The organism is Ottowia beijingensis (assembly GCF_042680925.1).
Taxonomy (GTDB): Bacteria; Pseudomonadota; Gammaproteobacteria; order Burkholderiales; family Burkholderiaceae_C; genus Ottowia; species Ottowia beijingensis.
The window spans coordinates 657,345-678,480 of sequence record NZ_JBHUEP010000005.1; the positions used below are offsets into that span (position 1 = coordinate 657,345).

The following is a 21,136-nucleotide window of genomic DNA, read 5'->3' on the forward strand; positions in this document are numbered from 1 at the left end:
GGCCTTTTTCGAGCAAAACGGCGCCTGCGGGCGCCGTTTTTGCTGGGCCCGGCGCCAGGGGCGTGGGCCACAATAAGGCGCTTCGCGCGTCCTTTGCAGTTCCTTCTTCCCCAACATGACCGATTCCCACCCCTTGCGCGCTGCCCTGCACGGCGAAGTGCACGCCCGCCCGCCCGAGGCCCTGCACGCGCCGCTGGCCATCGCCCACCACGTGATGTGGGCCGACGCCGCCGCGCGCGCCGCCAGCCGCGCCCACCTGCGCGATCTGCTGGCCGGCGCCGGCGTCGAGGGGCCGCCCGAAGGCGCCAACTACTTCCGCGCCCACCTGCCGGGGTTCGACCTGCGCTGGGAGCTGCACACCGAATTCGTCTCCTGGACCTTCCTGCGCGAGATGCCCGCCGACGAGGTGCTGGCGCTGGGCCAGGGCGAGCCGCAGGCCGCCGACGTGGCCGCGCCACCCGCGTGGCGCCGCGCGCTGCCGGGCCAGTGCCTGACGCAGCTGCAGCTGTGGGCCGTGCCGCGCGATGCCGTCGATGGTGCGGCCACCGTGCGCCGCCTGTTCGATGCCGGCAGCGTGACCGGCTCCACCGTCATCAGCGGCAGCTCCGACCTGCACACCGACATGCAGTTGCAGGCCGACGGCAGCATCCGCATGCTGGTGCTGGTGGGCGACACGGCGCCCGGCCAGGTCTCGCCGCGCCGCCTGGGGCGGCTGGTGCAGCGCCTGCTCGACATCGAGACCTACCGCATGGCCGCCCTGATGGGCCTGCCGGCGGCGCGCGAGACCGGCGCCTGGCTGGCCGATGGTGAGGCCGAACTGGCCGCCCTGGCCGAGCAGGTGCAGGGCGCCGCCAAGGCCGACGAAGCCGCCCTGCTGGACCGCCTGACGCGCCTGGCCGCCGCGCTGGAAAGCCGCTACGCCGCCACGCACACGCGCTTTTCGGCCAGCGCGGCGTACTTCAGCCTGGTCGAACAGCGCCTGGCCGACATTGCCGAGACGCGCATCGAAGGCATGCAGTCGCTGCACGACTTCATGCAGCGCCGCCTGCTGCCGGCCATGCACACCTGCCGCTCGGCCGACCGGCGCCAGGCCGCGCTGTCGCAGCGCATCGAACGCACCAGCAGCCTGCTGCGCACGCGTGTCGAGGTCGAGCAGCAGCAAAGCAACCGCGAACTGCTGGCCGGCATGAACCGGCGGCAGGAGCTGCAGCTCAAGCTGCAATCCACTGTGGAGGGGCTGTCGGTGGCGGCCATCTCGTACTACGTGCTGGGGCTGCTGGGCTACCTGTTCAAGGGCGCGCAGTCGCTGGGCTGGCCTTTCAGCGCCGAGGCCAGCATCGCCGTGGCCGTGCCGCTGGTGGTGGCGCTGGTGTGGTGGTCGCTGCGCCAGCTGCACCACCGCGTGATGGGGCGCGGGCCCGATGCCTGATACCGTTTCGCGTTCCAGACGGCGGCTGTTGATGGACGACGCCATGACTTCGCCGCTGCGCGGCGTGATGACGAAATGACGAAATGACATCAGTGATGCGCGCAGTGCCTCGCCCTTGGCTGGCGTCATGGCGGCGCAGCCGCCGTCATCGAAGCGCAGCGAGGTCATTTCGTCATCGCATCGGGAAAGTATGAATTTGATAGTGCCTTGCGCCCACCCAGCAAGGATTTCAAGAAAAAACGTCTTGAAATACAGGTAAATCAAGCGCAGTCAGCTATGTTTTTTGTAGAACCCTGGTCCATGCCGCGGTGCGGCCCCAGACGATATTCGCCATGACCTTCAGCTACGACAACCCCTACGCCACCACCCGCCACCCCGTGTTCGCGCGCAACATGGTCGCCACCTCGCACCCGCTGGCGGCGCAGGCGGGGCTGCGCATGCTGCAGCAGGGTGGCAACGCGGTCGATGCCGCCGTGGCCAGCGCCGCCGCCATGACCATCTGCGAGCCCGTCAGCAACGGCCTGGGCAGCGACGCCTTCTGCATCCTGTGGGACGGCCAGCAGCTGCACGGCCTGAACGCCGCCGGCCGCGCGCCCGCCAAGTGGAGCGTGGACTACTTCCGCCGCAAATACGGCGACGATGCCAGCGCGCCGCCCAAGCGCGGCATCGACAGCGTCACCGTGCCCGGCGCCGTGGCGGCCTGGGTGCAGCTCAACAAACGCTTCGGCCGCCTGCCGCTGGCCGACGTGCTGGCGCCGGCCATCGAGATCGCCGAGCGCGGCTACCTGGTGCCCCCTGTGGTGTGCCAGAAGTGGGCCGCCGCCGTGCCCGAGTTGCAGTCGCAGCCCGGCTTTGCCGACGCCTTCATGCCCTGGGGCCGCGCGCCGCAGGTGGGCGAGCTGTTCCGCTTTCCGGCGGCGGCGCAGGCGCTGCGGCGCATCGCGGCCTCGCGCGGCGTGGCCTTCTACGGCGGCGAGATCGCGCACGCCATCCAGCGCTTTGCCGCCGCGCAGGGCGGCGTCATCGAGGCCAGCGACTTCGAGCGCTACCAGCCCGAATGGGTCGAGCCGCTCAGCGTCGGCTACCGCGGCTACACCCTGCACGAGATCGGCCCCAGCGGCCAGGGCATTGCCGCGCTGATGGCGCTGGGCATCCTGGGCCACTTCGACCTCGGCGCGCTGGGCGCGCACAGCGTCAGCGCCAAGCACGTGCAGATCGAGGCCATGAAGCTGGCCTTTGCCGACGTGTACCGCCACGTGGCCGAGCCCTCGTGGATGGCGGTGACCCCCGCGCAAATGCTCGACGAGTCGTACCTCAAAAGCCGTGCCAGACTCATCCGCATCAACAAGGCACAGGACTTCGGCCCCGGCCTGCCGCGCCAGGGCGGCACCATCTACCTCACCGCGGCCGACGAGAGCGGCATGATGGTCAGCTTCATCCAGAGCAACTATCTCGGCTTCGGCTCGGGCTGTGTCGAGCCCGGGTTCGGCATCAGCCTGCAGAACCGCGGCCACGGCTTCAGCCTGCAGGGCGACAGCCCCAACGTCGTGGCGCCGGGCAAGCGGCCCTTCCACACCATCATTCCGGCCTTCCTCAGCCAGGATGGCCAGCCGGTGATGAGCTTCGGCGTGATGGGCGCGCACATGCAGCCGCAGGGCCACGTGCAGACGCTGGTGCGCATGCTCGACCACGGCCAGAACCCGCAGGCCGCGTGCGACGCCCCGCGCTGGCGCGCCAACCCGGATGGCACCCTCAACGTCGAGGCCAGCGCCGACCCTGCCGTCGTGCAGGGCCTGAAAGACCGCGGCCACCGCATCGAAGCCCTGGCCGACAGCTACCAGGACTTCGGCGCCGGCCAGTTCATCTGGCGCCTGGGCGATCCGAAGACCGAGGGCTACATCGGCGCCAGCGACAGCCGGCGCGACGGCCTGGTGGCGGGGTTTTGAGGCGTGCACGCATCGTGTGCGGCATGGGTTTCAGGCACGCAGCGCTTGATGGGCCACGCGTTTCAGGCAGCGGCCCACGCGTGCCGTCTTCCCCACACTGTGGGAGCGGGCTTGCCCGCGATGAACGTGATGCCCACCACTGCCGCTGCCATCGCGGGCCAGCCCGCTTCCACAACTTGTGACCTCGGCCACCTCAGCAACCCCGCATCTTGAATTCCAAGCCAAATCAGCCCTCAGCGCCCGCGGACCAAGCGCAAACAGCTATGAATAGCAGAGCGACCGGCCTCCTGTTCGCCGCCCTGGGCGCCATCGCCTTCAGCGGCAAGGCCATCATCGTCAAGTTGGCCTACCGCTACGGCGTGGATGCGGTCACGCTCATCATGTACCGCATGCTGTTCGCGCTGCCGTTCTTCGTCGTCATGGCGTGGCGGGCCGGGCGCGGCAAGCCGCCGCTCGCGCGGCGCGACTGGGCCGGCGTGCTGGGCCTGGGCTTCATCGGCTACTACCTGTCCAGCATGCTCGACTTCGCGGGCCTGCAATACATCACCGCGAGTCTTGAGCGGCTCATCCTGTACCTCGGCCCCACGCTGGTGCTGCTGCTCGGCTGGGCGCTGCGCGGGCGGCGCATCACGCGCGGGCACCTGCTGGCCACGGCTGTCAGCTATGCGGGCGCGCTGCTTGTCTTCGGGCTGGAACTGCGCGTGGCCCCCACCGGCGCCACCGCCTGGGGCGCGCTGCTGGTGTTCATCTCCACCTTCACCTACGCGCTGTACCTGTTCTACAGCGGCGAATTCGTGCAACGCCTCGGCTCGCTGCGTCTGGTGGGCCTGGCCACGGCCTTTGCCTGCGTGTGCTGCATCGCGCAGTTCGTGCTGGTCAAGCCGCTGGCGGCCGCCCAGGTGGCGCCGCAGGTCATCTGGCTGTCCATCCTCAACGCCACGCTGTGCACCGCCGTGCCGGTGCTGCTGGTGATGATGGCCGTGGAGCGCATCGGCCCCACGCTGGCCGCGCAGGTCGGCATGATCGGCCCGCTCTCCACCATCGCCATGGGCATCGTGCTGCTGGGCGAGCCCTTCACCCCCTGGCTGGCCGCCGGCACCGCGCTGGTGGTGGCGGGCATCTTCCTGTTCGGCCGGGCAGGGCGGTGATAAGGGGGTTCTGATGAAGTTTGTAACTCACCTGGACTTTGAGTGGCTCTTTTGGGGGGTGCTTGCCTGGTGGGGATATATGTTCTACCGGTATTTCAAACACACCGATACGACTCAGCCCGCTGGCAAAAGAATGCGATCACTGATTCGTGGGCGCAGGTACGACTTTGGTAACCCCGACAGTCCTGACTACGACCCAGATTTTTTCGGGCGTGCGCTGTTGATCGTGATGCTTGGTTTGGTCGCCATTGGCCTGGCACTGTTACTGAGTTTCTGGCTGGTCTGACTCGGCAGATCAACGGTGCGACCACCAGCGCAGCGCTCTGTGCGGCTCGGATAAATTCAAGGTTTTCAAGCAAGGAGCAAATCTGATGGACTTGGGTATCGCAGGCAAATGGGCGCTGGTCGGCGGCGCCAGCAAGGGGCTGGGCCTGGGCTGCGCGCAGGCGCTGGCGCGCGAGGGCGTGAACGTGGTGATGGTGGCGCGTGGCCAGGAGGCGCTGGATGCCGCTGCCGCCGCGCTGCGGGCCGAATTGAATGGCAAGGCCGAGGTGATCCCGGTCGCCGTGGACATCACCACGCCCGAGGGGCGCGCGGCGGTGTTCGCGCAGCGCGCGGATTTCGAAATCGTGGTGACCAACGCGGGCGGCCCGCCGCCGGGCGCGTTCCGCGACTGGGACCGCGACGCGTGGATCAAGGCCATCGACGCCAACATGCTCACCCCCATTGAGCTGATCAAGGCCACCATCGACGGCATGCTGGCGCGCGGCTTCGGGCGCATCGTCAACATCACGTCGAGCGCGGTGAAGGCGCCGATCGACATCCTGGGGCTGTCGAACGGGGCGCGCTCGGGGCTGACGGGCTTCGTGGCCGGGCTGGCGCGCAACCCCGAGATCGCGGCCAAGGGCGTGACGATCAACAACCTGCTGCCGGGCAAGTTCGACACCGACCGGCTGAAGGGCACGATGGCCGGCGCGGCGCAGAAGACGGGCAAGTCGATCGACGACATCCGCGCGGCGCAGCAGGCGCAGATTCCGGCCGGGCGCTTCGGCACGCCGGATGAGTTCGGCGCCATCTGCGCGTTTCTGTGCAGCCAGCAGGCGGGCTACCTGACGGGGCAGAACATCCTGCCGGATGGGGGGGCGTATCCGGGGACGTATTGAGGGGGAGCCGGTGCCCGCGGCTGGTTGCCGTTGAGGGCATGGGCTTCCTCCCCCGCTGGGGGAGGACTGGGGTTGGGGGCCGGCCGTTCCACCCGCCCGCGCCGCGGCCCCTCACCCCAGCCCTCTCCCCAGAGGGGCGAGGGAGTTTTCGCTGGCCGGCCGGCCACGGTCGGGGCATGGGCTCCCTCTCCCGCTTGCGGGAGAGGGCGGGGGTGAGGGCCGGCCCCACCAAATCCCCCACATCGGCCCTTTCGCACGCATCGGCGCCCGGCGCGGCAAGGCGTTTCATCACCCTGCCACACGCCTTGGGCATGATAGGGTTATCCATAGGTTTTTTCCGACCCCCGGCCGTGCTGCTGATGTCTTCTTCCCCCACCGATACCCTGAACGAACCCGACATGATCGAGAACGTCACCCTCGACGAGCTGCAGATCGGCCAGACGGCGCGCCTGGTGCGCACGCTGAGCCAGGACGACATCCGCGCCTTTGCCGCCGTCTCGGGCGACACCAACCCGGCGCACCTGGACCAGGCCTATGCCGACGCCAGCATGTTCCACGGCGTCATTGCCCACGGCATGTGGGGCGGGGCGCTGATCTCGGCCGTGCTGGGCACCACGCTGCCGGGGCCGGGCACCATCTACATGGAGCAGTCGCTGCGCTTTTCGCGCCCGGTGCGGATTGGCGACACGCTCACCGTCACCGTGACCGTGCTGACCAAGGAGCCCGAGAAGAAGCGCGTGGAGCTGGACTGCGTGGTGACCAACCAGCACGGCGACAAGGTGCTGTCGGGCGTGGCCAAGGTGCTGGCGCCCACCGAGAAGGTGCGCCAGCCGCGCATTCATGCGCCGCACATCCAGCTGTTCGACCCCGAGGCGCGCCTGAAGGCGCTGCTGGCGCAGGGCCAGGGTCTGAGCGCGGTGCGCTGCGGCGTGGTGCACCCGTGCCACGCGGGCGCGCTGGAAGGGGCGCTGCGCGCCGCGCGCGAGGGCCTGATCGAGCCGGTGCTGATCGGCCCGCCCGAGCGCATCCGCGAAACCGCCGAGCTGGCCGGGCTGGACCTGCAGGGCATCGAGCTGATTGCCGCGCCGCACAGCGCCGCCGCCGCGGCCACGGCCGCCGTGCTGGCGGCCGAGGGCAAGGTGGAGGCGCTGATGGCCGGCAGCCTGCGCAAGGACGAACTGCTGGCCGCCGTGCAGGCCGTGCCCGCGCTGCACACGCGTCGCCGCCTGTCGCACGTGTTCCGCTTCGACGTGCCCACCTACGCCAAGCCGCTGCTGCTGACCGACGCCGTGCTGCACGCCGCGCCCACGTTGGCCGAGAAGGCCGACATCGCGCGCAACGCGATGGATCTGGCGCGCATCATGGGCGTGGAGACGCCGCGCGTGGCCGTGCTGTCGGCGGCCGAGGAGATCGACGCCAGCGTGCCCTCGTCCATCGACGCCGCTTCGCTGTGCAAGATGGCCGAGCGCGGGCAGATTGCCGGCGGGCTGATCGACGGGCCGCTGGCCTTCGACAGCGCCGTGTCGGCGCAGTCGGCGCACGACAAGCACCCGCAGTCGCCCGTGGCCGGCCAGGCCGACGTGCTGCTGGCGCCGGACATGGAAACCGCCTCGATGCTGGGGCGCCAGTTGCAGTACCTGGCGGGCGCCACGGCCTCGGGCCTGATCATGGGCGCGCGCGTGCCGATCACGCTGGTCACGCACCGGCAGGACACGGCCAACGCCTACCTGGCCTCGGCCGTGCTGGCCAAGCGGGTGGCGCACCACTATCGGCTGGTGAAGCCCTGACATGACGCGCCTGGCGGCGCATGACCTTGCTTCGCCTGGATGACGAGATGAGGGGGCGCCGCCGGTAACCCGCGGGCCGGCGTTGGGTGGCGCGAAATCCGACCGGCCGCGCTGCCGATGCACGGGCGTGGTGGTACGCACGGCATTCGCCCCAACCCATGACCACAAGTTTTCAGGGGAGTATGCTGCTTTCGCGCCCGACTGACGGGCGCTAGCGGCCTGTTATAGGGGGAGTATATGAACGCCTGGCGCCGGCGTTCGACCTTGTGCCAGGCAGGCGGCCACGCCCGCGTCAGGCGCGCAGCGCGGTCTTGATCTGCTCGATCAGCGCCTTCTCCGGGTCGCTCAGGCGCGTGCCGCCAAAGCCCAGGAAGCCGCCCTCGGTCGAGGCCATGGCCACCTTCTCGGCCACGCTCAGCGCCCATTCGCGGTATTGAGCGGCCTGCGTGGCGTCGACCTTGCTGTCGAGCAGCTGCGCCGCCTCGCGCGCGTCTTCCAGTGTCTGCGCGGTCAGCTTCTCGGCCGAGGTGATGCCCTTGGCCTTCATGCGGGCCATGGCCCAGTCGCGCGTCTTGCGGGCCTGCTCCAGCTCGGCGCTCTTGTCGGCGGCCTTGGGGTCGGGCACGATGGCCTGGATCAGCTCGTTGCCGGGGTAGTCCTTCACGCCGGCCATCAGCGCCTGGCCGCTGGCGAACATCTCCTTGCCGGTGCCGAACAGGCCGCTGCGCCCGGCAAAGGCCACGGCCGAGCCGATGGATTGCGGCAGCGCGGCCAGCAGTTGCAATTCTTCTTCGCTCAGGTTCACGGGCATGGGGGCTCCTCGAAGGATGGTTGGAGAAAGTGCCAGTGTAGGCCCGTGGTGCGGGGGCGGGCTGTAGGCGCTGGCCGTGAAGTCAGCGCTCGTCCCAGTCCTTCCAGTCCACGGGGTGGCGCCCGCGGTAGACGTTGACGGCGTTGCCCACCGTGGGGTGGAAGTGGTCGGCGTCGAAGCGCGGGCTGAGGCCGTAGCGCATGATCAAATCGCGCACGTGGCCGGGCAGGCCGGCGAACTGCAGCTCGATGCCGCGCGCCTCCAGCTCGTGGTCCAGCTCGGCCAGCATGTCGGCGGCGGTGACGTCGATGTCGTTCACCGGCTCGGCGGCCACGATGACGTGGCGCGTGGGCGTGGGGGCCTGCTCGACGGCGTGCAGCAGCGCCTCGCGAAACAGCTCGGCATTGGCGAAGAACAACTGCTGGTCCCAGCGGAACAGCACCAGGCCGGGCACGAAGCGGCCTTCGGGGTGGCGCGAGAAGTCGTGGTAGCCCTTGCGCCCGGCCACCCGCACCAGCACCGTGTGGTAGGGGTGCCAGGCGTTCCACACCATCACCAGCAGCGACAGGGCGATGGCGCCGGCGATGCCCTGGATGACGCCGAAGAACACCACGCCGAGAAAGCTGCTCACCGCCAGCATGAACTCCACCCGCCGCTGCCGCAGCAGGGCCATCATGCCGGGCCAGTCGGTGAACGAGATGCAGGCGGTGATGACCACCGCGCCCAGCGCGGCCTGCGGCATGTCCTTGAGCAGGCCCGGCGCCAGCACCAGCAGCAGCGCGATCACGCCGGCGCCCACCAGGTTGGCCAGTTGCGTCTGCGCGCCGGCGCTGGCGGCCACCGGCGTGCGCGAGTTGCTGCTGCTGATGGGAAAGCCCTGCATCAGCCCCGCCGCCAGGTTGGCGCTGCCCAGCGCCAGCAGTTCCTGGTCGGGCTGCACGCGGGTGCCGGCGCGCTTGGCCAGCAGGCGCGACAGCACGCTGGAATCGGCAAACACCAGCAGCGCGATGATGGCCGCGCCCGGTGCCAGCACGCGCAGGTCGGACAGCGTGACCAGCGTGAGCGGCCAGGTGGGCACCGGCAGGCCGTGCGGCACCGGGCCGATCACGTCCAGCCCGGCCGTGGCCGACAGATCGAGCAGCGCCGAGAGACCGGTGGCCACCACCACCGCGATCAGCACCGCCGGCCATTGCGGGCGCGCCTGGCGGATGCCCAGAATCAGCCCCAGCGTGCCCATGCCGATGGCCATGGCCACCGGGTTGCCGCGCCCGTCCAGAAAACCCTGCACCATGGCCACCAGCCGCTCCAGCGAGCCGCCCACCGAGGCCGAAAAGCCCATCAGCTTGGGCAACTGGCTGATGATGACCGTGAGCGCGATGGCGTTGAAGAAGCCCAGGCGGATCGGTTTGGAGAACAGATCGGCCATCACCCCCAGCCGCGCGAAGCCGATCAGCAGCAGGAAGGCGCCGGTCATCAGCGCCAGCACACCGGCCAGGGCGATGGCGCGCTCCACGCTGCCGCCGGCCAGCGGCAGGATCAGGCTGGCGATGACGGCGGCCAGGGTCGAATCCGGCCCCAGCACCATGATGCGGCTGGGCCCCAGCAGCGCATACACCAGCAGCGGGATGATGGTGGCGTACAGCCCGTGGATGGCGGGCACGCCCGCCGCCTCGGCATAGCCCATGCCCACCGGCACCAGGATGGCCGACAGCACCAGCCCGGCCACGATGTCGCTGGCCAGCCAGTCGCGCTGGTAGTTGAACAGCACGTGCACGCCCGGCGCCCAGCGCCACCAGCCGGTGGGCGGGGGCAGGGGCCAGGGCGGTGGTGGCGTCTTCATGCCGCTACCGCCTGGCCGACACCACGATGCCCGCCACGATCAGCGCGAACGCCGCCGCGTGGTACAGGCGCGGCGCCTCGCCCAGGAACAGCGCCGACATCACGGCGGCGAACAGCGGCGTGAGGTTGCCGAAGAAGCCCGCCACCGTGGGCCCCGCGCTCTGCACGCCCAGACCCCAGCAGCGGTAGGCCAGCACCGCCGGGCCCACGGCCACGAACAGCAGCGCCGCCGCCAGCGGCCAGCCCCACTGGATGCGCGCGTCGGTCAGCGCCCACTCGCCCGCCGTCATCAGGCCCGACCAGCCGAGGCCGAACACGATCTGTGCCAGAAGGAAAGCCGCCCAGTCGGCGCGGATGGCATCGGGCTCGGCCCGGCGCGCCAGCAGCCACGAATACCAGGCCCAGGCGATGGTGGCCGCCAGCATGTACAGATCGCCCGGCACCAGCTGCAATTGGGCGAGCTGCGCCAGATTGCCGCGCGCCAGCACCACCGCCACGCCCGCCATCGACAGCAGCGCGCCCAGCAGCTGCGGCCGCGTGATGCGCGCATCGAAGAACAGCCGCCCCAGCGCCATCATCCACAGCGGCATGCTGGAGGCGACCAGCGTCACGTTCAGCGCCGTCGAGGTGTGCAGCGCCAGGTACTGCAGCGCGTTGTACAGCCCCACGCCCAGCAGCCCCAGCAGCGCAAAGCGCCGCCAGTGCGCCCACAGCCCGCTGCCCGGGCGCAGCACCCAGGCGGCCAGCGGCAGCAGAATGGCGAAGGCCAGCACCCAGCGCAGAAAGTTCAGCGTGATCGGCGGCACCAGATCGGTCACCAGCCGCCCGACCACGGCGTTGCCGGCCCACAGCAGGGGCGGCAACGTCAGCAGGGCGGCGGTGCGGGGCGTGAGGCGCGCGGACATGAAGGGCGGACTGTAGCGGATCGGCGGCTGGCGCCGCGGGCTGGTTTATAAGCCAAATCGACCTTCAGCGCACGCCCATACTGCGCAAGCAGCTATTGAATACATAGTAACCGATTCCGCTGCGGTCCGGCTTGCGCGGGGCAGTGGCCTTCGTGGCACCATCGTGCCCTGCAACGATTCACCCGAGGAACCCGCCATGCCCCTGACCGTCCAGATTGCCCGCCACGGCGGCGCAGAAGAAATGCAGCTTGTCGACCTGCCCGTAGGCGAACCCGGGCCGGGCCAGATCCGCATCCGCCACCACGCCATCGGCCTGAACTTCATCGACGTCTACCAGCGCAGCGGCCTGTACCAGCTGCCGATGCCGCTGAACCTGGGCATGGAGGGCGCCGGCATCGTCGAGGCGGTGGGCGAGGGCGTGACGCACCTGAAAGCCGGCGACCGCGCCGCCTACGCCAGCAACCCGCCCGGCAGCTACAGCGAGGCGCGCGTGATGCCCGCACTGGCCGTGTGCAAGCTGCCCGACGACATCCCTTTCGAGACCGGCGCCGCCATGATGCTGAAGGGCCTGACGGCGCAATACCTGCTGCGCAAGACGCTGCCGGCGGAAGGCCTGCAGGCGGGCGACCACATCCTGTGGCACGCGGCGGCCGGTGGTGTGGGCCTGATCGCCTGCCAATGGGCCAGGGCCCTGGGCTACCAACTGATCGCCACCGCGGGTTCGGATGAAAAATGCCAGTTGGCGCTCGCCAATGGAGCGGCGCACGCTATCAATTACAGAGTGGAAGACTTTGCCGCGCGGGTGAAGGAAATCACTGGCGGCCAGGGCGTCAAGGTGGTCTACGACTCGGTCGGCAAGGACACCTGGGAAAAATCGCTGGAGTGCCTGCGCCCCTTCGGCCTGATGGCCAGCTTCGGCAACGCCAGCGGCCCCGTGCCTCCGTTCGCGCCCGCCGTGCTGGCACCCAAGTGCCTGTACGTCACGCGCGCCACGCTGTTCGTGCACATCGCCACGCGCGAGCGCTGCCAGGCGATGGCCGACGAGTTGTTCGACGTGGTGCGCAGTGGCAAGGTGAAGATCCACATCGACCAGCGCTTCCCTCTGGCGGAGGTGCAGGCGGCGCACCGGGCGCTGGAGGCAAGGCAGACCACGGGCAGCACGATCCTCACGCTCTGATCTCGGCGCGGCCCATGGCAGCGTCAGGGCATGACCAGGTTCACCGTGGGGAAGTAGCTTTGGTATCGGCTGCCGTCGCGCGTCAGGATCGGCCAGCCGGCGACAGCGGCATGAGCACCGATGAAAAAGTCGGCCAGCACATTGCCCTTGGTGCCACCACGGCGCCGGTATTGGGCGAATGCCTTGCCCGCCAGGAACAGCGCGGGACGAGGCATCTCGACCACGGGCAATTGCATCCCAGCCAGCACCTCGTCCAGCGCCTCGACGGTGGAGAAGGTGAGCGACAACTCGGCATAGATCACCGGGTTGATGACCAGCCGGTGCACGCGCGACTGCGTGCGCAACTGCCCGATTGACCAGTCCGCCCACTCCGGATCGTCCTCCAGCACATCGACCAGGACGTTGGTGTCGACCAGCATCAGTCAGCGCGCAGCAGCTTCATCAGGTCCTGCGTGCGCCACTTCACGTCGGCCTTGCCGCGGGCCGCTTCAAAGCGGTCCGTGGGCTTGCCGCGCTGGCGCTGGGCGGCGCGCAGTACCACGTCGCCTTCGTCGTTGAGCGCAAAACCGACCTGCGTGCCCGGCACCAGACCGAGCGCGTCACGGATGTGCTTGGGCACCGTGACCTGGCCCTTGACGGTGATGGTGGTGGTCATTGGCGTTCCTGGGTATTACGTTGAAATTCATGGTAATACTTCGGTCCGCCCTTGGCAAGCCGCTGCGCCCGCGATTTAAGACCATTGCATAACCGCTCGGATTGAGGCGTGATGCTGGTCTACGGCGCCATCTTGGATGTTTTCGAGCGTTTGTTGCCCCGGATTTCTGTGCTTGGGGGCGTTTCAGCGCCCCGTTTCGCCTTTCAGGGCGCACCTGCCCCAGCAAGCTCCATCGCTTTGAGCTTGCGATGGGCCTTCAGCAGATTCATCCCCAATGCCGCCCAGCACATCTGCGCCTGTACCTTCGCTGTGCCGAAGTAGCGCGCCCTGCCCAAGTGGAACCTGCGCTTCATCGTGCCGAAGGCCTGCTCCACCTTGAAGCGGATGGAGCCGATCTGCTTGTTGAATTGCTTGAGTAGCGCATGCACCGGCTTGCCCGCGCTGCCCTTGTGCTGGATCAGATCACCGATGCCACGCTCGGCGAGCCACTGCCGGTTGGCCTTGCTCGCATAACCCTTGTCGGCCAGCACGGCCTCTATCCCAGGCGAGAGTGCCTCGACGATCTCAGGCAACTTGTTGATCTCGGCTTCGTTGGCTGGGTGCACCTGCACATGCCGGGCGTAGCCGTCTTCGCTGTCGACTGCCGTGTGGCCCCGGTAGCCGAAGAAGGCGTGTTTGCCTTTCTTGACCCAGCGCGCTTCACTGTCGGCGCTGTCAACGAGTCTGGCTTGCTCGCCTTCACCTTCGACGTGCTGCCTCGGGCGTGCAGCGCTGGGGATGATGCTGGCATCAATGATGGCCCCGCGCGCGCCTTGCACCTTCAGGCCTCGTTGCTCCAACTGGCTGTTGATGAGCGCCAGCAGCCTCGTGTCGAGTTCGGCCTTGACCAGGCGGTTGCGGAAGCGGCAAATGGTGCTGGCATCGGGCAACTCACCGGCCGAGGGTTCGAAACCAGTGAAGACCATGAAGTCCAGGCGCACGCGCAGGGCCTGCTCCAGTTGGGTATCGGACAGACCGTGCCACTGACCCAGCAGCATGAGCTTGAACATGCCCAGCGGCGAATAGGGCTGGGGACCACCGGCGCCGCTGATCTCGCGCTGGTACAGGCCCGTCAACTGCCCAGCAATGGCGCTCCAGTCAAGCAACTCGTGCAGCTTCATGCTCGGGCTGAACTCGACCAGCGGGCGCGCGCCCATCAGAAAGAAGCTGTCCATCGGTCATCACCTCCTGGGGCGATTGGAGCGCATCGGCCAAGGACGCGCATCAGGAGTGCTACCAGTTATGCAGCGGTCTTGATTTGGACAGAAATAGGGCGCTGCACCCTTTGTCAAGGCAGCTTGGCTGCACTTGGTCGCGCAGGCGGCATGCCTTGACCCGCCCCAGAATCATGCCGCATGATTGCATGGTCAGCATTCTGAGGTGCATCATGTTGAAAGAAGTCGGCGCCAGCGGCCAGATATCGCTGGGCAAGCGCTTTGCCGGTCAGTTGTTCGAGATGGTGGTGCATGCCGACCAACGGGTGGAACTGATTCCCATGAGCGTCGTGGCCGGCAAGCGCGCGTCAGCGCCCGCGCGCTCAAGCGCGGATTGGCGACCACCGGGTGGCTACCTGCAGGCCAACGACTGGGCGCTGGCGAACCGGGAGGCGCTGGAGGCGTATGCCGCCGAGGTGGATGGGCACGGAACTGCCGCCGAGCAGTTACAGCAATACCTGGACGCAGCGGCGCGCGCCGTCGGCTGAGCCGCCATGCCCCGCTTCGACCTCTATCGCAACCCCAACCCGCGCGCCAGTCATGCCCTGTTTCTGGACGTGCAGAGCGATCTGGTCACGACGGCCACGCGCTGGTGCGTTCCGCTGCGGCTTGCCGTGCCCGGCCAGCCAGTGATGCAGCGCGCGCAAAGCAGCGTGACGGTGGGCGGCGACCTCTATGTGCTGGACACTCCGAACGTGTTGGCCGTGCCCACGCGCCTGCTGCGTGCGCCGATACGCCGCTTGAGCGACGGCGAGCAGGCCGTGGCGGAGGCCTGCATCGAGTTCATGTTGCGCGGGTACTGAGCTTTACCGCCCGCGCCGCACCCGCAGGATTTCGTCCAGGATCAGGCCGATGGCTCCGGCCGTGATGGCCGCGTCGGCGATGTTGAAGGCCGGGAAGTGCCCCCGGTAGAACATCGGGCTCAAGAACGACCAGTGGAAGTCGAGGAAATCCACCACGTAGCCGTGCAGCAGCCGGTCGATGACGTTGCCGACGGCGCCGCCGAGGATCATGCTCAAGCTGAAAGCGAACAGCTTCTGCCCCGGGTGCGAACGCAGCAGCCAGACGATGAACAGCGAGGCCGCCACGGCCAGCGCGACGAAGAACCAGCGCTGCCAACCGCCCGCGCCGGCCAGGAACGAGAACGCGGCGCCGGTGTTGTGGGCGCGCACGATGTTGAAGAAGCTCGTCACATACGTGCTGTCCCCGAGCTGGTAATTGCCCAGGATCAGTTGCTTGGTGAACTGATCGAGCACCACCACCAGCGCGGCCAGCGCCAGCCAGAGTGCCAGACCGGGCGCACCGGATTTTCTGCGTGACATGGGGTTTGATCCGTTTCCTTGTTTTCCGTAGGGTGCTCAAGTCACCGTCGTTCCGGCGCAAACCGCAATCCAGTGCTCCTTCAAGCGCGGCGGTTCGTGGACAAGCTGGTGGATTCCGGCTTGCGCCGGAATGACGATGGACTATAAGCGCGAAGCGGCGATCAGGCCGCCGTGCGGGTTTCGCCCGCGCCGTGCAGGTTGCTCACGCAGCGGCCGCAGATCGTCGGGTGCGCGGCGTCGGCGCCCACGTCGTCGCGGTAGTGCCAGCAGCGTTCGCATTTCACGGCTTTCGAGGCCGTAACCGCCGTGGACAGGGCGCTGCCAGCTTTCAGTTCGATAGCAGAGGTGATGAAGACGAACTTCAGGTCATCGCCCAGGCTGGCCAGCAGCGCATGGTCTTCCGGCGGCGCCGTGAGCGTGACATTGGCCTGCAGCGACGAGCCGACTTCGCCCTTCTCGCGCAGCGCCTCGATGTCCTTGTTGACCACCTCGCGGATGTCGCGGATGCGCGCCCACTTGGCCAGCAGCGCGGCGTCGGTTTCGGCGAACTGCGCATACTCCTCCAGGAAGATCGATTCGGAATCACCGAACACCTTCCACGCCTCCTCGGCGGTGAAGCTGAGGAAAGGCGCCATCCAGCGCAGCATGGCGTGCGTCAGCTGCCACAGCGCGGTCTGGGCGCTGCGGCGTGCCAGCGACTTCGGTGCCGTGGTGTACAGGCGGTCCTTCAGTACGTCGAGGTAGAAGCCGCCCAGGTCTTCGGAGCAGAACAGCTGCAGCTTGGCGACCACGGGGTGGAACTCGTACACCTCGTAGTGGGCGATCACGTCCTTCTGGAACTCGGCGGCGCGCGCGAGCATCCAGCGGTCGATCTCCAGCATCTGCTCGGGCGCCACGGCGTCCTTGGCGGGGTCGAAGTCGCTCACGTTGGCCAGCAGAAAGCGCAGCGTGTTGCGGATGCGGCGGTAGCTGTCGACCACGCGGGCCAGGATCTTGTCGTCGATGCTCGGGTCGCCCGAGTAGTCGGTCGAGGCCACCCACAGGCGGATGATCTCGGCGCCCAGCTTGCTGCTGACTTCCTGCGGCACCACGATGTTGCCCAGGCTCTTGCTCATCTTGCGGCCCTGGCCGTCGACCACGAAGCCGTGCGTGAGCAGGCTGCGGTAGGGCGCGCGGCCACGGATGGCGCTGGCCAGCAGCAGCGACGAATGGAACCAGCCGCGGTGCTGGTCGTGGCCTTCGAGGTACATGTCGGCCTCGGGGCCGCTGGCGTGGTGCTCGTCGGGGTGCGTGCCGCACAGCACGTGCCAGAAGGTGGAGCCGGAGTCGAACCACACCTCCAGGATGTCGTTGCTCTTGTTGTAGTGCGGCGCGTCGTCGGGGCCGAGGATTTCCTCGGTGGTCACGCGGCTCCAGGCTTCGATGCCACCCTTTTCAACGATGTCGGCGGCCTGGTCGATGATCTCCATGGTCCGCGGGTGCAGCTGGTCCGTCTCCTTGTGCAGGAAGAACGGGATTGGTACGCCCCAGGCGCGCTGGCGGCTGATGACCCAGTCGGGGCGGTTGGCGATCATGTCGCGCAGACGCGCCTTGCCGGCGGGCGGGTAGAAGGCGGTCTGCTCGATGGCGCGCAGGGCGGTGGTGCGCAGCGTCTCGGTGGCCTTGTCCTTGGTGAACACGCCTTCGCCTTCGTCCATGCGCACGAACCATTGCGAGGCGGCGCGGTAGATCACCGGCGACTTGTGGCGCCAGCAGTGCGGGTAGCTGTGGTCCAGCGGGGCGGTGGCCAGCAGGCGGCCGGCGTCGGCCAGCGTCTGGGTGACGACCGGCGCGGCTTTCCAGATGTCCATGCCGCCGAACAGCGGGAAGTCGGCCGCGTAGCTGCCGCCGCCCTGCACGGGGTTGAGGATCTCACTGTGCTTCATCCCGTGCGCGACGCAGGAGTTGAAGTCGTCCACACCGTAGGCAGGCGACGAGTGCACGATACCCGTGCCGTCGCTGTCGGTGGCGTAGTCGGCGAGGTACACCGGCGAGAGGCGGCGGTAGCCGTAGCTGCCGTCGGGGCTGGCCACGTCGTACAGCGGGTGCTTGAAGTTCAGGCCGCCCAGTTGGTCGCCCATCGCGGTGGCGATGACGGTGCCTTCCAGCCCGTAGCGCTTGAGCGCATCCTCCACGCGCGACTTGGCCAGCAGCAGCACGCCGCGCGAAGTGTCGACCAGCGCGTATTCGATGTGCGGGCCCAGGTTGAGCGCCTGGTTGGCCGGAATCGTCCAGGCGGTGGTGGTCCAGATGACGACGAATGCGGGCTTGTCGAAGGCCGGCACGCCGAAGGCGGCGGCCAGCTTCTCGGGCTCGGCGGATTCGAAGGCCACATCCAGCGTGTGGCTGCGCTTGTCCTGGTATTCGATCTCGGCCTCGGCCAGCGCCGAGCCGCAGTCGAAGCACCAGTACACGGGCTTGAGGCCGCGGTAGACGAAGCCCTTTTCGATCAGCCGCTTGAACAGGCGCAGCTCGCCCGCCTCGTTCGGCTTGTTCATGGTCTTGTAGGGGTTGTCCCATTCGCCCAGCACGCCCAGGCGCTTGAAGTCCTTCATCTGCAGGCCGATCTGCTCGGTGGCGAAGGCGCGGCTCTTGGCCTGCATTTCATCGCGGCTCAGGTTGCGGCCGTACAGCTTCTCGATCTGGTTCTCGATCGGCAGGCCGTGGCAGTCCCAGCCGGGCACGTAGCGCGCGTCCAGGCCCTTCAACTGGCGCGCCTTGACGATCATGTCCTTCAGCACCTTGTTGATCGCGTGGCCGATGTGGATCTGGCCGTTGGCGTAGGGCGGGCCGTCGTGCAGGATGAATTTCTCGCGCCCGGCGCGGGCGGCGCGCAGGCGCTTGTACAGGCCGCCCTCGTCCCACTGCTGCACCCAGCCCGGCTCGCGCTGGGGCAGGTTGCCGCGCATGGGGAAGGGCGTGTCGGGCAGGTTGAGCGTCTTGCTGTAGTCGGTCTTGTTCTCGGTGCTCATGGTGTGAAACCGTGCGAAAAATATGAATCAAATCGGCCGTTTGCGCAGGCGTAGCAAGCGCAAGAAGCTATGAAAACAGGAGTGGGGCGCTGGTGCGGACGGGTGAGGGCGAGGGGCGTCCGCCGCCCCTTCAAATTCGCGCCGGGCGGCCGGCCAGCCAGGCACGGGCATCGGCGCAGTCGCGCGCGATGCCTTCGGTCAGCGCCGCCAGGCTGTGATAGCGCAACTCGTCGTGCAGTTTGTGCAGCAGGTCCACGCGGATGATTTTACCGTAGGCCCCCTCGGGGCCGAGGTGCGGCGGCCAGTCGAGCACATGCGTTTCCAGCAGCACGCGGCCGCCGTTCACGTCGTTGGGGTCCAGCGATGGGCGCACGCCCAGGTTGGCCACGCCGGCCAGGGGCGCATCACCCAGGCCGTGCACCTCGACCACGAAGATGCCGCTGGCAGCCGGCTTCCAGGCATGGGCGCGGCGCGAAAAGCGCAGGTTGAGGGTGCGAAAGCCGTCCGCCTTGCCCGGCGCCGTTTCAGCCAGCGCGCGGCCCAGCTTGCGGCCGTGCACCACGTGGCCGCTGATCGAATACGGCCGGCCCAGCAGCCGTGCCGCGTCTTGCATGCGCCCTTCGTCCAGCGCCGCGCGCACCTCGGTGGACGACACGCGCAGCCCGTGCACCTCGTACGACTGCATGCGCGCCACCTCGAAGCCCTGGGCGATGCCGGCCGCGTCCAGCATGGCGTAGTCGCCCGCGCGCCTGGCGCCAAAGCGGAAGTCGTCGCCCACCAGCACGTAGCGCACGCCCAGGCCCTGCACCAGCACCTCGTCGATGAAGGCCTGCGGCGGCTGGCTGGCCAGGGCGGCGTTGAAGGGCAGCACGATGCACTGGTCGACCCCGCAGGCGGCCAGCTCGCACAGCTTGTCGCGGAAGGTGGAGACGCGCGCCGGCGCCAGGTCGGGCTTGCCGGTGACGGCGGCAAAGTAGTCGCGCGGGTGCGGCTCGAAGGTCATCACGCAGCTGGGCACGCCGCGGTGCGCGGCCTCGTTGTTCAGCAGCGCCAGCATGGCCTGGTGGCCGCGGTGTACGCCGTCGAAATTGCCGATCGTCAACGCGCAGCCGGGCGCGATGCCGGGGTGGCGCAGGCCGCGGAAGATCTTCATGGTCGGGGTGGTATTTTTTTGATAGCGTGTTGCGCTTGCCAGTCAAGCGCCCGGACGCAAAAACGTCATGAAAACGGAGTATATTGTCTGGCTGACATGGGCCTGCCCATGCCTAGGGGTGGCCAGCACTGGCGCCGCCGGCCACAGACGATGGTTTCTTCCAGCAAGAGGAGTCGTTTTGTGAAGGTGCTCAAGCTGTCGGCACAAGGGTTGCCGCAATCCTGGATATCGCTGCAGCAGGCGGTGATCCACTACGCCGCCGAGGAGGTGCGCTGGGAGGTGGGCCAGCGCGTGGCCACGTTCCGCGGCGGGCACAACGCCGTGACGGGCGAGCAGTCCATCATCACCGTCAACAGCATCATTGGCACCAAGGGCGTGCCGGGCATCAACCCGTTCGACCTGCGCCCGGGCCTGACCAACGACAAGCTGTTCGCGCGCGACCGCAATGTGTGCGCCTACTGCGGCGGCCACTTTCACGAAACCGAGCTGACGCGCGAGCACATCATTCCCCTGGCGCAGAGGGGCCGCAACGGCTGGATGAACGTGGTCACCGCCTGCCGCGGCTGCAACCACCGCAAGCGCGACCGCACGCCCGAGCAGGCGCGCATGCCGCTGCTGTACGCGCCCTATGTGCCCAGCCTGTGGGAAGACTTCATCCTGCGCAACCGCCGCATCCTGGCGGACCAGATGGAGTTCCTGATGGCGCACCTGCCCAAGAGTTCGCGGCTGCACGGCTGAGCACCGCCGCCAGCGCGGGTATGCTGCGGCCATGCCCCGACTGATCTTCTTCTGCGGCCACGCCGGCACCGGCAAGACCACGCTGGCGCGCCGCACCATCGCCGCGCTGATGGCCGAGGCGCACGTGCAGTGCACCGGCGAATCGTTCTGCCTGCTCGACAAGGACACGCTGTACGGCGACTACAGCTCGGCCGTGATGGGCGTGCTGACGGGCGACCCGAACGACCGCGACAGCCCGCCCTACCTGCAGCACCTGCGCAACCCCGAGTACCACGGCCTGATGAAGACCGCGCGCGAGAACCTGGGCCTGGGCGTCAGCACCATCGTGGTCGGGCCGCTGTCGCGCGAGGTCAAGGCCCACCAGCTGGCCGACCGCGCATGGCTGGGCGTGGCCGACGACGTGCAGGTGCGCATCGTCTGGGTGACGCTGCAGGAGGCCGAGGCGCGCCGCCGCATCGCCGCGCGCGGCAACGCCAACGATGCGTGGAAGCTGGCGCACTGGGACGACTACCGCACGCGCCTGTTCACGCTGGATCCGGCCGAGTACCCTGAACTGCTGATGTTCGACAACACGGCCGCCGGCGCGCCCGAGTTCGATGCGCTGATGCAGGCGCTGGCCAAGGGTTCGGAATGAAATGAGCCGGCGCCCCATGGGGGGCGCGAGCAGCTGTGTCTTTTGTAGGAGCGGCCGTGGCCGCGATAGGCGCCTCTGCCATCGACGCGCCGCCATCGCGGCCAAGGCCGCTCCCACATCGGAATGGGCTGCATACTCCCCTGCATGCTGGACGCTAGCGCCCGA

20 protein-coding genes are annotated in these 21,136 nt (G+C 68.3%); 11 read left to right on the forward strand and 9 right to left on the reverse strand.

The window, feature by feature from the left end; translation table 11 throughout:
- Positions 1-115 precede the first annotated feature (115 nt).
- The 6 genes from ACFSCU_RS06460 (at position 116) to ACFSCU_RS06485 (ending at position 7,473) form a co-directional block, all read left to right on the forward strand.
- A complete protein-coding gene (locus ACFSCU_RS06460) occupies positions 116-1,429 on the forward strand; it encodes a DUF3422 family protein (RefSeq protein ID WP_180550977.1) in 1,314 nt (437 codons plus the stop codon).
- 332 nt (positions 1,430-1,761) lie between these two features.
- Entirely contained in the window at positions 1,762-3,375 is a 1,614-nt protein-coding gene (locus ACFSCU_RS06465; RefSeq protein ID WP_377560199.1) for a gamma-glutamyltransferase family protein, read from the forward strand.
- A gap of 263 nt (positions 3,376-3,638) precedes the next feature.
- Positions 3,639-4,523 carry a DMT family transporter gene (locus ACFSCU_RS06470; RefSeq protein WP_180550978.1) on the forward strand — a complete coding sequence of 295 codons (885 nt, stop codon included), beginning with the start codon at positions 3,639-3,641 and terminating at the stop codon, positions 4,521-4,523.
- A 13-nt stretch (positions 4,524-4,536) separates the two neighbouring features.
- Positions 4,537-4,809 (forward strand): hypothetical protein, encoded by a 273-nt coding sequence (locus ACFSCU_RS06475; protein WP_377560200.1) that lies wholly within the window; start codon positions 4,537-4,539, stop codon positions 4,807-4,809.
- A gap of 85 nt (positions 4,810-4,894) precedes the next feature.
- Positions 4,895-5,686, forward strand: a complete 792-nt coding sequence (locus ACFSCU_RS06480) for an SDR family oxidoreductase (protein WP_377560201.1) — start codon at positions 4,895-4,897, stop codon at positions 5,684-5,686.
- Positions 5,687-6,045: 359 nt separating this feature from the next.
- Positions 6,046-7,473, forward strand: coding sequence for a bifunctional enoyl-CoA hydratase/phosphate acetyltransferase (locus ACFSCU_RS06485; protein ID WP_377560202.1), 1,428 nt, complete (start codon positions 6,046-6,048; stop codon positions 7,471-7,473).
- Positions 7,474-7,765: 292 nt separating this feature from the next.
- On the opposite strand, the gene ACFSCU_RS06490 is transcribed toward ACFSCU_RS06485, so the two are convergent.
- The 3 genes from ACFSCU_RS06490 to ACFSCU_RS06500 all read right to left on the reverse strand — a co-directional run bounded on the left by ACFSCU_RS06490 (position 7,766) and on the right by ACFSCU_RS06500 (position 11,028).
- The gene (locus ACFSCU_RS06490) at positions 7,766-8,284 is read right to left on the reverse strand and encodes a hypothetical protein (protein WP_180550979.1); all 519 of its coding nucleotides are present in this window, start codon (positions 8,282-8,284) and stop codon (positions 7,766-7,768) included.
- Positions 8,285-8,366: 82 nt separating this feature from the next.
- Positions 8,367-10,124 (reverse strand): SulP family inorganic anion transporter, encoded by a 1,758-nt coding sequence (locus ACFSCU_RS06495; RefSeq protein WP_180550980.1) that lies wholly within the window; start codon positions 10,122-10,124, stop codon positions 8,367-8,369.
- Between the two features lie 4 nt (positions 10,125-10,128).
- Positions 10,129-11,028, reverse strand: coding sequence for a DMT family transporter (locus tag ACFSCU_RS06500; protein WP_180550981.1), 900 nt, complete (start codon positions 11,026-11,028; stop codon positions 10,129-10,131).
- Between the two features lie 196 nt (positions 11,029-11,224).
- Here ACFSCU_RS06500 and ACFSCU_RS06505 point away from each other — a divergent pair, with 196 nt between their 5' ends.
- Positions 11,225-12,205, forward strand: a complete 981-nt coding sequence (locus ACFSCU_RS06505; RefSeq protein WP_377560203.1) for a quinone oxidoreductase family protein — start codon at positions 11,225-11,227, stop codon at positions 12,203-12,205.
- Positions 12,206-12,228: 23 nt separating this feature from the next.
- On the opposite strand, the gene ACFSCU_RS06510 is transcribed toward ACFSCU_RS06505, so the two are convergent.
- The 3 genes from ACFSCU_RS06510 to ACFSCU_RS06520 form a co-directional block, all read right to left on the reverse strand.
- Positions 12,229-12,624 (reverse strand): type II toxin-antitoxin system VapC family toxin, encoded by a 396-nt coding sequence (locus ACFSCU_RS06510; RefSeq protein ID WP_257645805.1) that lies wholly within the window; start codon positions 12,622-12,624, stop codon positions 12,229-12,231.
- On the reverse strand, positions 12,624-12,860 hold the full coding sequence (locus ACFSCU_RS06515; protein ID WP_180550982.1) for an AbrB/MazE/SpoVT family DNA-binding domain-containing protein: 237 nt from the start codon (positions 12,858-12,860) through the stop codon (positions 12,624-12,626). Before ACFSCU_RS06515 ends, ACFSCU_RS06510 begins: the two co-directional genes overlap by 1 nt.
- A 203-nt stretch (positions 12,861-13,063) precedes the next feature.
- Complete coding sequence (locus tag ACFSCU_RS06520) at positions 13,064-14,074, reverse strand: IS5 family transposase (protein ID WP_180550983.1); 1,011 nt, start codon at positions 14,072-14,074, stop codon at positions 13,064-13,066.
- Between the two features lie 188 nt (positions 14,075-14,262).
- On the opposite strand from ACFSCU_RS06520, the gene ACFSCU_RS06525 reads away from it, so the two are divergent.
- Positions 14,263-14,601 (forward strand): hypothetical protein, encoded by a 339-nt coding sequence (locus tag ACFSCU_RS06525; RefSeq protein ID WP_377560204.1) that lies wholly within the window; start codon positions 14,263-14,265, stop codon positions 14,599-14,601.
- Positions 14,602-14,607: 6 nt separating this feature from the next.
- A complete protein-coding gene (locus tag ACFSCU_RS06530) occupies positions 14,608-14,916 on the forward strand; it encodes a CcdB family protein (protein ID WP_180550985.1) in 309 nt (102 codons plus the stop codon).
- A 3-nt stretch (positions 14,917-14,919) separates the two neighbouring features.
- Here the strand turns inward: ACFSCU_RS06530 and lspA are convergent, their stop codons facing one another.
- The 3 genes from lspA to ACFSCU_RS06545 form a co-directional block, all read right to left on the reverse strand.
- Complete coding sequence (gene lspA / locus ACFSCU_RS06535; protein WP_180550986.1) at positions 14,920-15,435, reverse strand: signal peptidase II; 516 nt, start codon at positions 15,433-15,435, stop codon at positions 14,920-14,922.
- Positions 15,436-15,596: 161 nt separating this feature from the next.
- The gene (gene ileS / locus ACFSCU_RS06540; protein ID WP_377560207.1) at positions 15,597-18,446 is read right to left on the reverse strand and encodes an isoleucine--tRNA ligase; all 2,850 of its coding nucleotides are present in this window, start codon (positions 18,444-18,446) and stop codon (positions 15,597-15,599) included.
- Between the two features lie 130 nt (positions 18,447-18,576).
- A complete protein-coding gene (locus tag ACFSCU_RS06545) occupies positions 18,577-19,599 on the reverse strand; it encodes a bifunctional riboflavin kinase/FAD synthetase (RefSeq protein ID WP_377560208.1) in 1,023 nt (340 codons plus the stop codon).
- Positions 19,600-19,779: 180 nt separating this feature from the next.
- Here ACFSCU_RS06545 and ACFSCU_RS06550 point away from each other — a divergent pair, with 180 nt between their 5' ends.
- Together ACFSCU_RS06550 and ACFSCU_RS06555 are read left to right on the forward strand one after the other, a co-directional pair.
- Entirely contained in the window at positions 19,780-20,337 is a 558-nt protein-coding gene (locus ACFSCU_RS06550; RefSeq protein ID WP_180550987.1) for an HNH endonuclease, read from the forward strand.
- A 31-nt stretch (positions 20,338-20,368) separates the two neighbouring features.
- Positions 20,369-20,971: a P-loop nucleotide/nucleoside kinase family protein gene (locus tag ACFSCU_RS06555; RefSeq protein WP_180550988.1), complete on the forward strand. Its 603-nt coding sequence runs from the start codon at positions 20,369-20,371 to the stop codon at positions 20,969-20,971.
- Positions 20,972-21,136: the final 165 nt, after the last annotated feature.

Excerpts from the sequence above, each read along its gene's own strand:
- ACFSCU_RS06460 (WP_180550977.1), top strand. The coding sequence starts at position 116 with ATGACCGATTCCCACCCCTTGCGCGCTGCCCTGCACGGCGAAGTGCAC.
- ACFSCU_RS06465 (WP_377560199.1), top strand. The coding sequence starts at position 1,762 with ATGACCTTCAGCTACGACAACCCCTACGCCACCACCCGCCACCCCGTG.
- ACFSCU_RS06470 (WP_180550978.1), top strand. The coding sequence starts at position 3,639 with ATGAATAGCAGAGCGACCGGCCTCCTGTTCGCCGCCCTGGGCGCCATC.
- ACFSCU_RS06475 (WP_377560200.1), top strand. The coding sequence starts at position 4,537 with ATGAAGTTTGTAACTCACCTGGACTTTGAGTGGCTCTTTTGGGGGGTG.
- ACFSCU_RS06480 (WP_377560201.1), top strand. The coding sequence starts at position 4,895 with ATGGACTTGGGTATCGCAGGCAAATGGGCGCTGGTCGGCGGCGCCAGC.
- ACFSCU_RS06485 (WP_377560202.1), top strand. The coding sequence starts at position 6,046 with ATGTCTTCTTCCCCCACCGATACCCTGAACGAACCCGACATGATCGAG.
- ACFSCU_RS06490 (WP_180550979.1), bottom strand. The coding sequence starts at position 8,284 with ATGCCCGTGAACCTGAGCGAAGAAGAATTGCAACTGCTGGCCGCGCTG.
- ACFSCU_RS06495 (WP_180550980.1), bottom strand. The coding sequence starts at position 10,124 with ATGAAGACGCCACCACCGCCCTGGCCCCTGCCCCCGCCCACCGGCTGG.
- ACFSCU_RS06500 (WP_180550981.1), bottom strand. The coding sequence starts at position 11,028 with ATGTCCGCGCGCCTCACGCCCCGCACCGCCGCCCTGCTGACGTTGCCG.
- ACFSCU_RS06505 (WP_377560203.1), top strand. The coding sequence starts at position 11,225 with ATGCCCCTGACCGTCCAGATTGCCCGCCACGGCGGCGCAGAAGAAATG.
- ACFSCU_RS06510 (WP_257645805.1), bottom strand. The coding sequence starts at position 12,624 with ATGCTGGTCGACACCAACGTCCTGGTCGATGTGCTGGAGGACGATCCG.
- ACFSCU_RS06515 (WP_180550982.1), bottom strand. The coding sequence starts at position 12,860 with ATGACCACCACCATCACCGTCAAGGGCCAGGTCACGGTGCCCAAGCAC.
- ACFSCU_RS06520 (WP_180550983.1), bottom strand. The coding sequence starts at position 14,074 with ATGGACAGCTTCTTTCTGATGGGCGCGCGCCCGCTGGTCGAGTTCAGC.
- ACFSCU_RS06525 (WP_377560204.1), top strand. The coding sequence starts at position 14,263 with ATGGTCAGCATTCTGAGGTGCATCATGTTGAAAGAAGTCGGCGCCAGC.
- ACFSCU_RS06530 (WP_180550985.1), top strand. The coding sequence starts at position 14,608 with ATGCCCCGCTTCGACCTCTATCGCAACCCCAACCCGCGCGCCAGTCAT.
- lspA (WP_180550986.1), bottom strand. The coding sequence starts at position 15,435 with ATGTCACGCAGAAAATCCGGTGCGCCCGGTCTGGCACTCTGGCTGGCG.
- ileS (WP_377560207.1), bottom strand. The coding sequence starts at position 18,446 with ATGAGCACCGAGAACAAGACCGACTACAGCAAGACGCTCAACCTGCCC.
- ACFSCU_RS06545 (WP_377560208.1), bottom strand. The coding sequence starts at position 19,599 with ATGAAGATCTTCCGCGGCCTGCGCCACCCCGGCATCGCGCCCGGCTGC.
- ACFSCU_RS06555 (WP_180550988.1), top strand. The coding sequence starts at position 20,369 with ATGCCCCGACTGATCTTCTTCTGCGGCCACGCCGGCACCGGCAAGACC.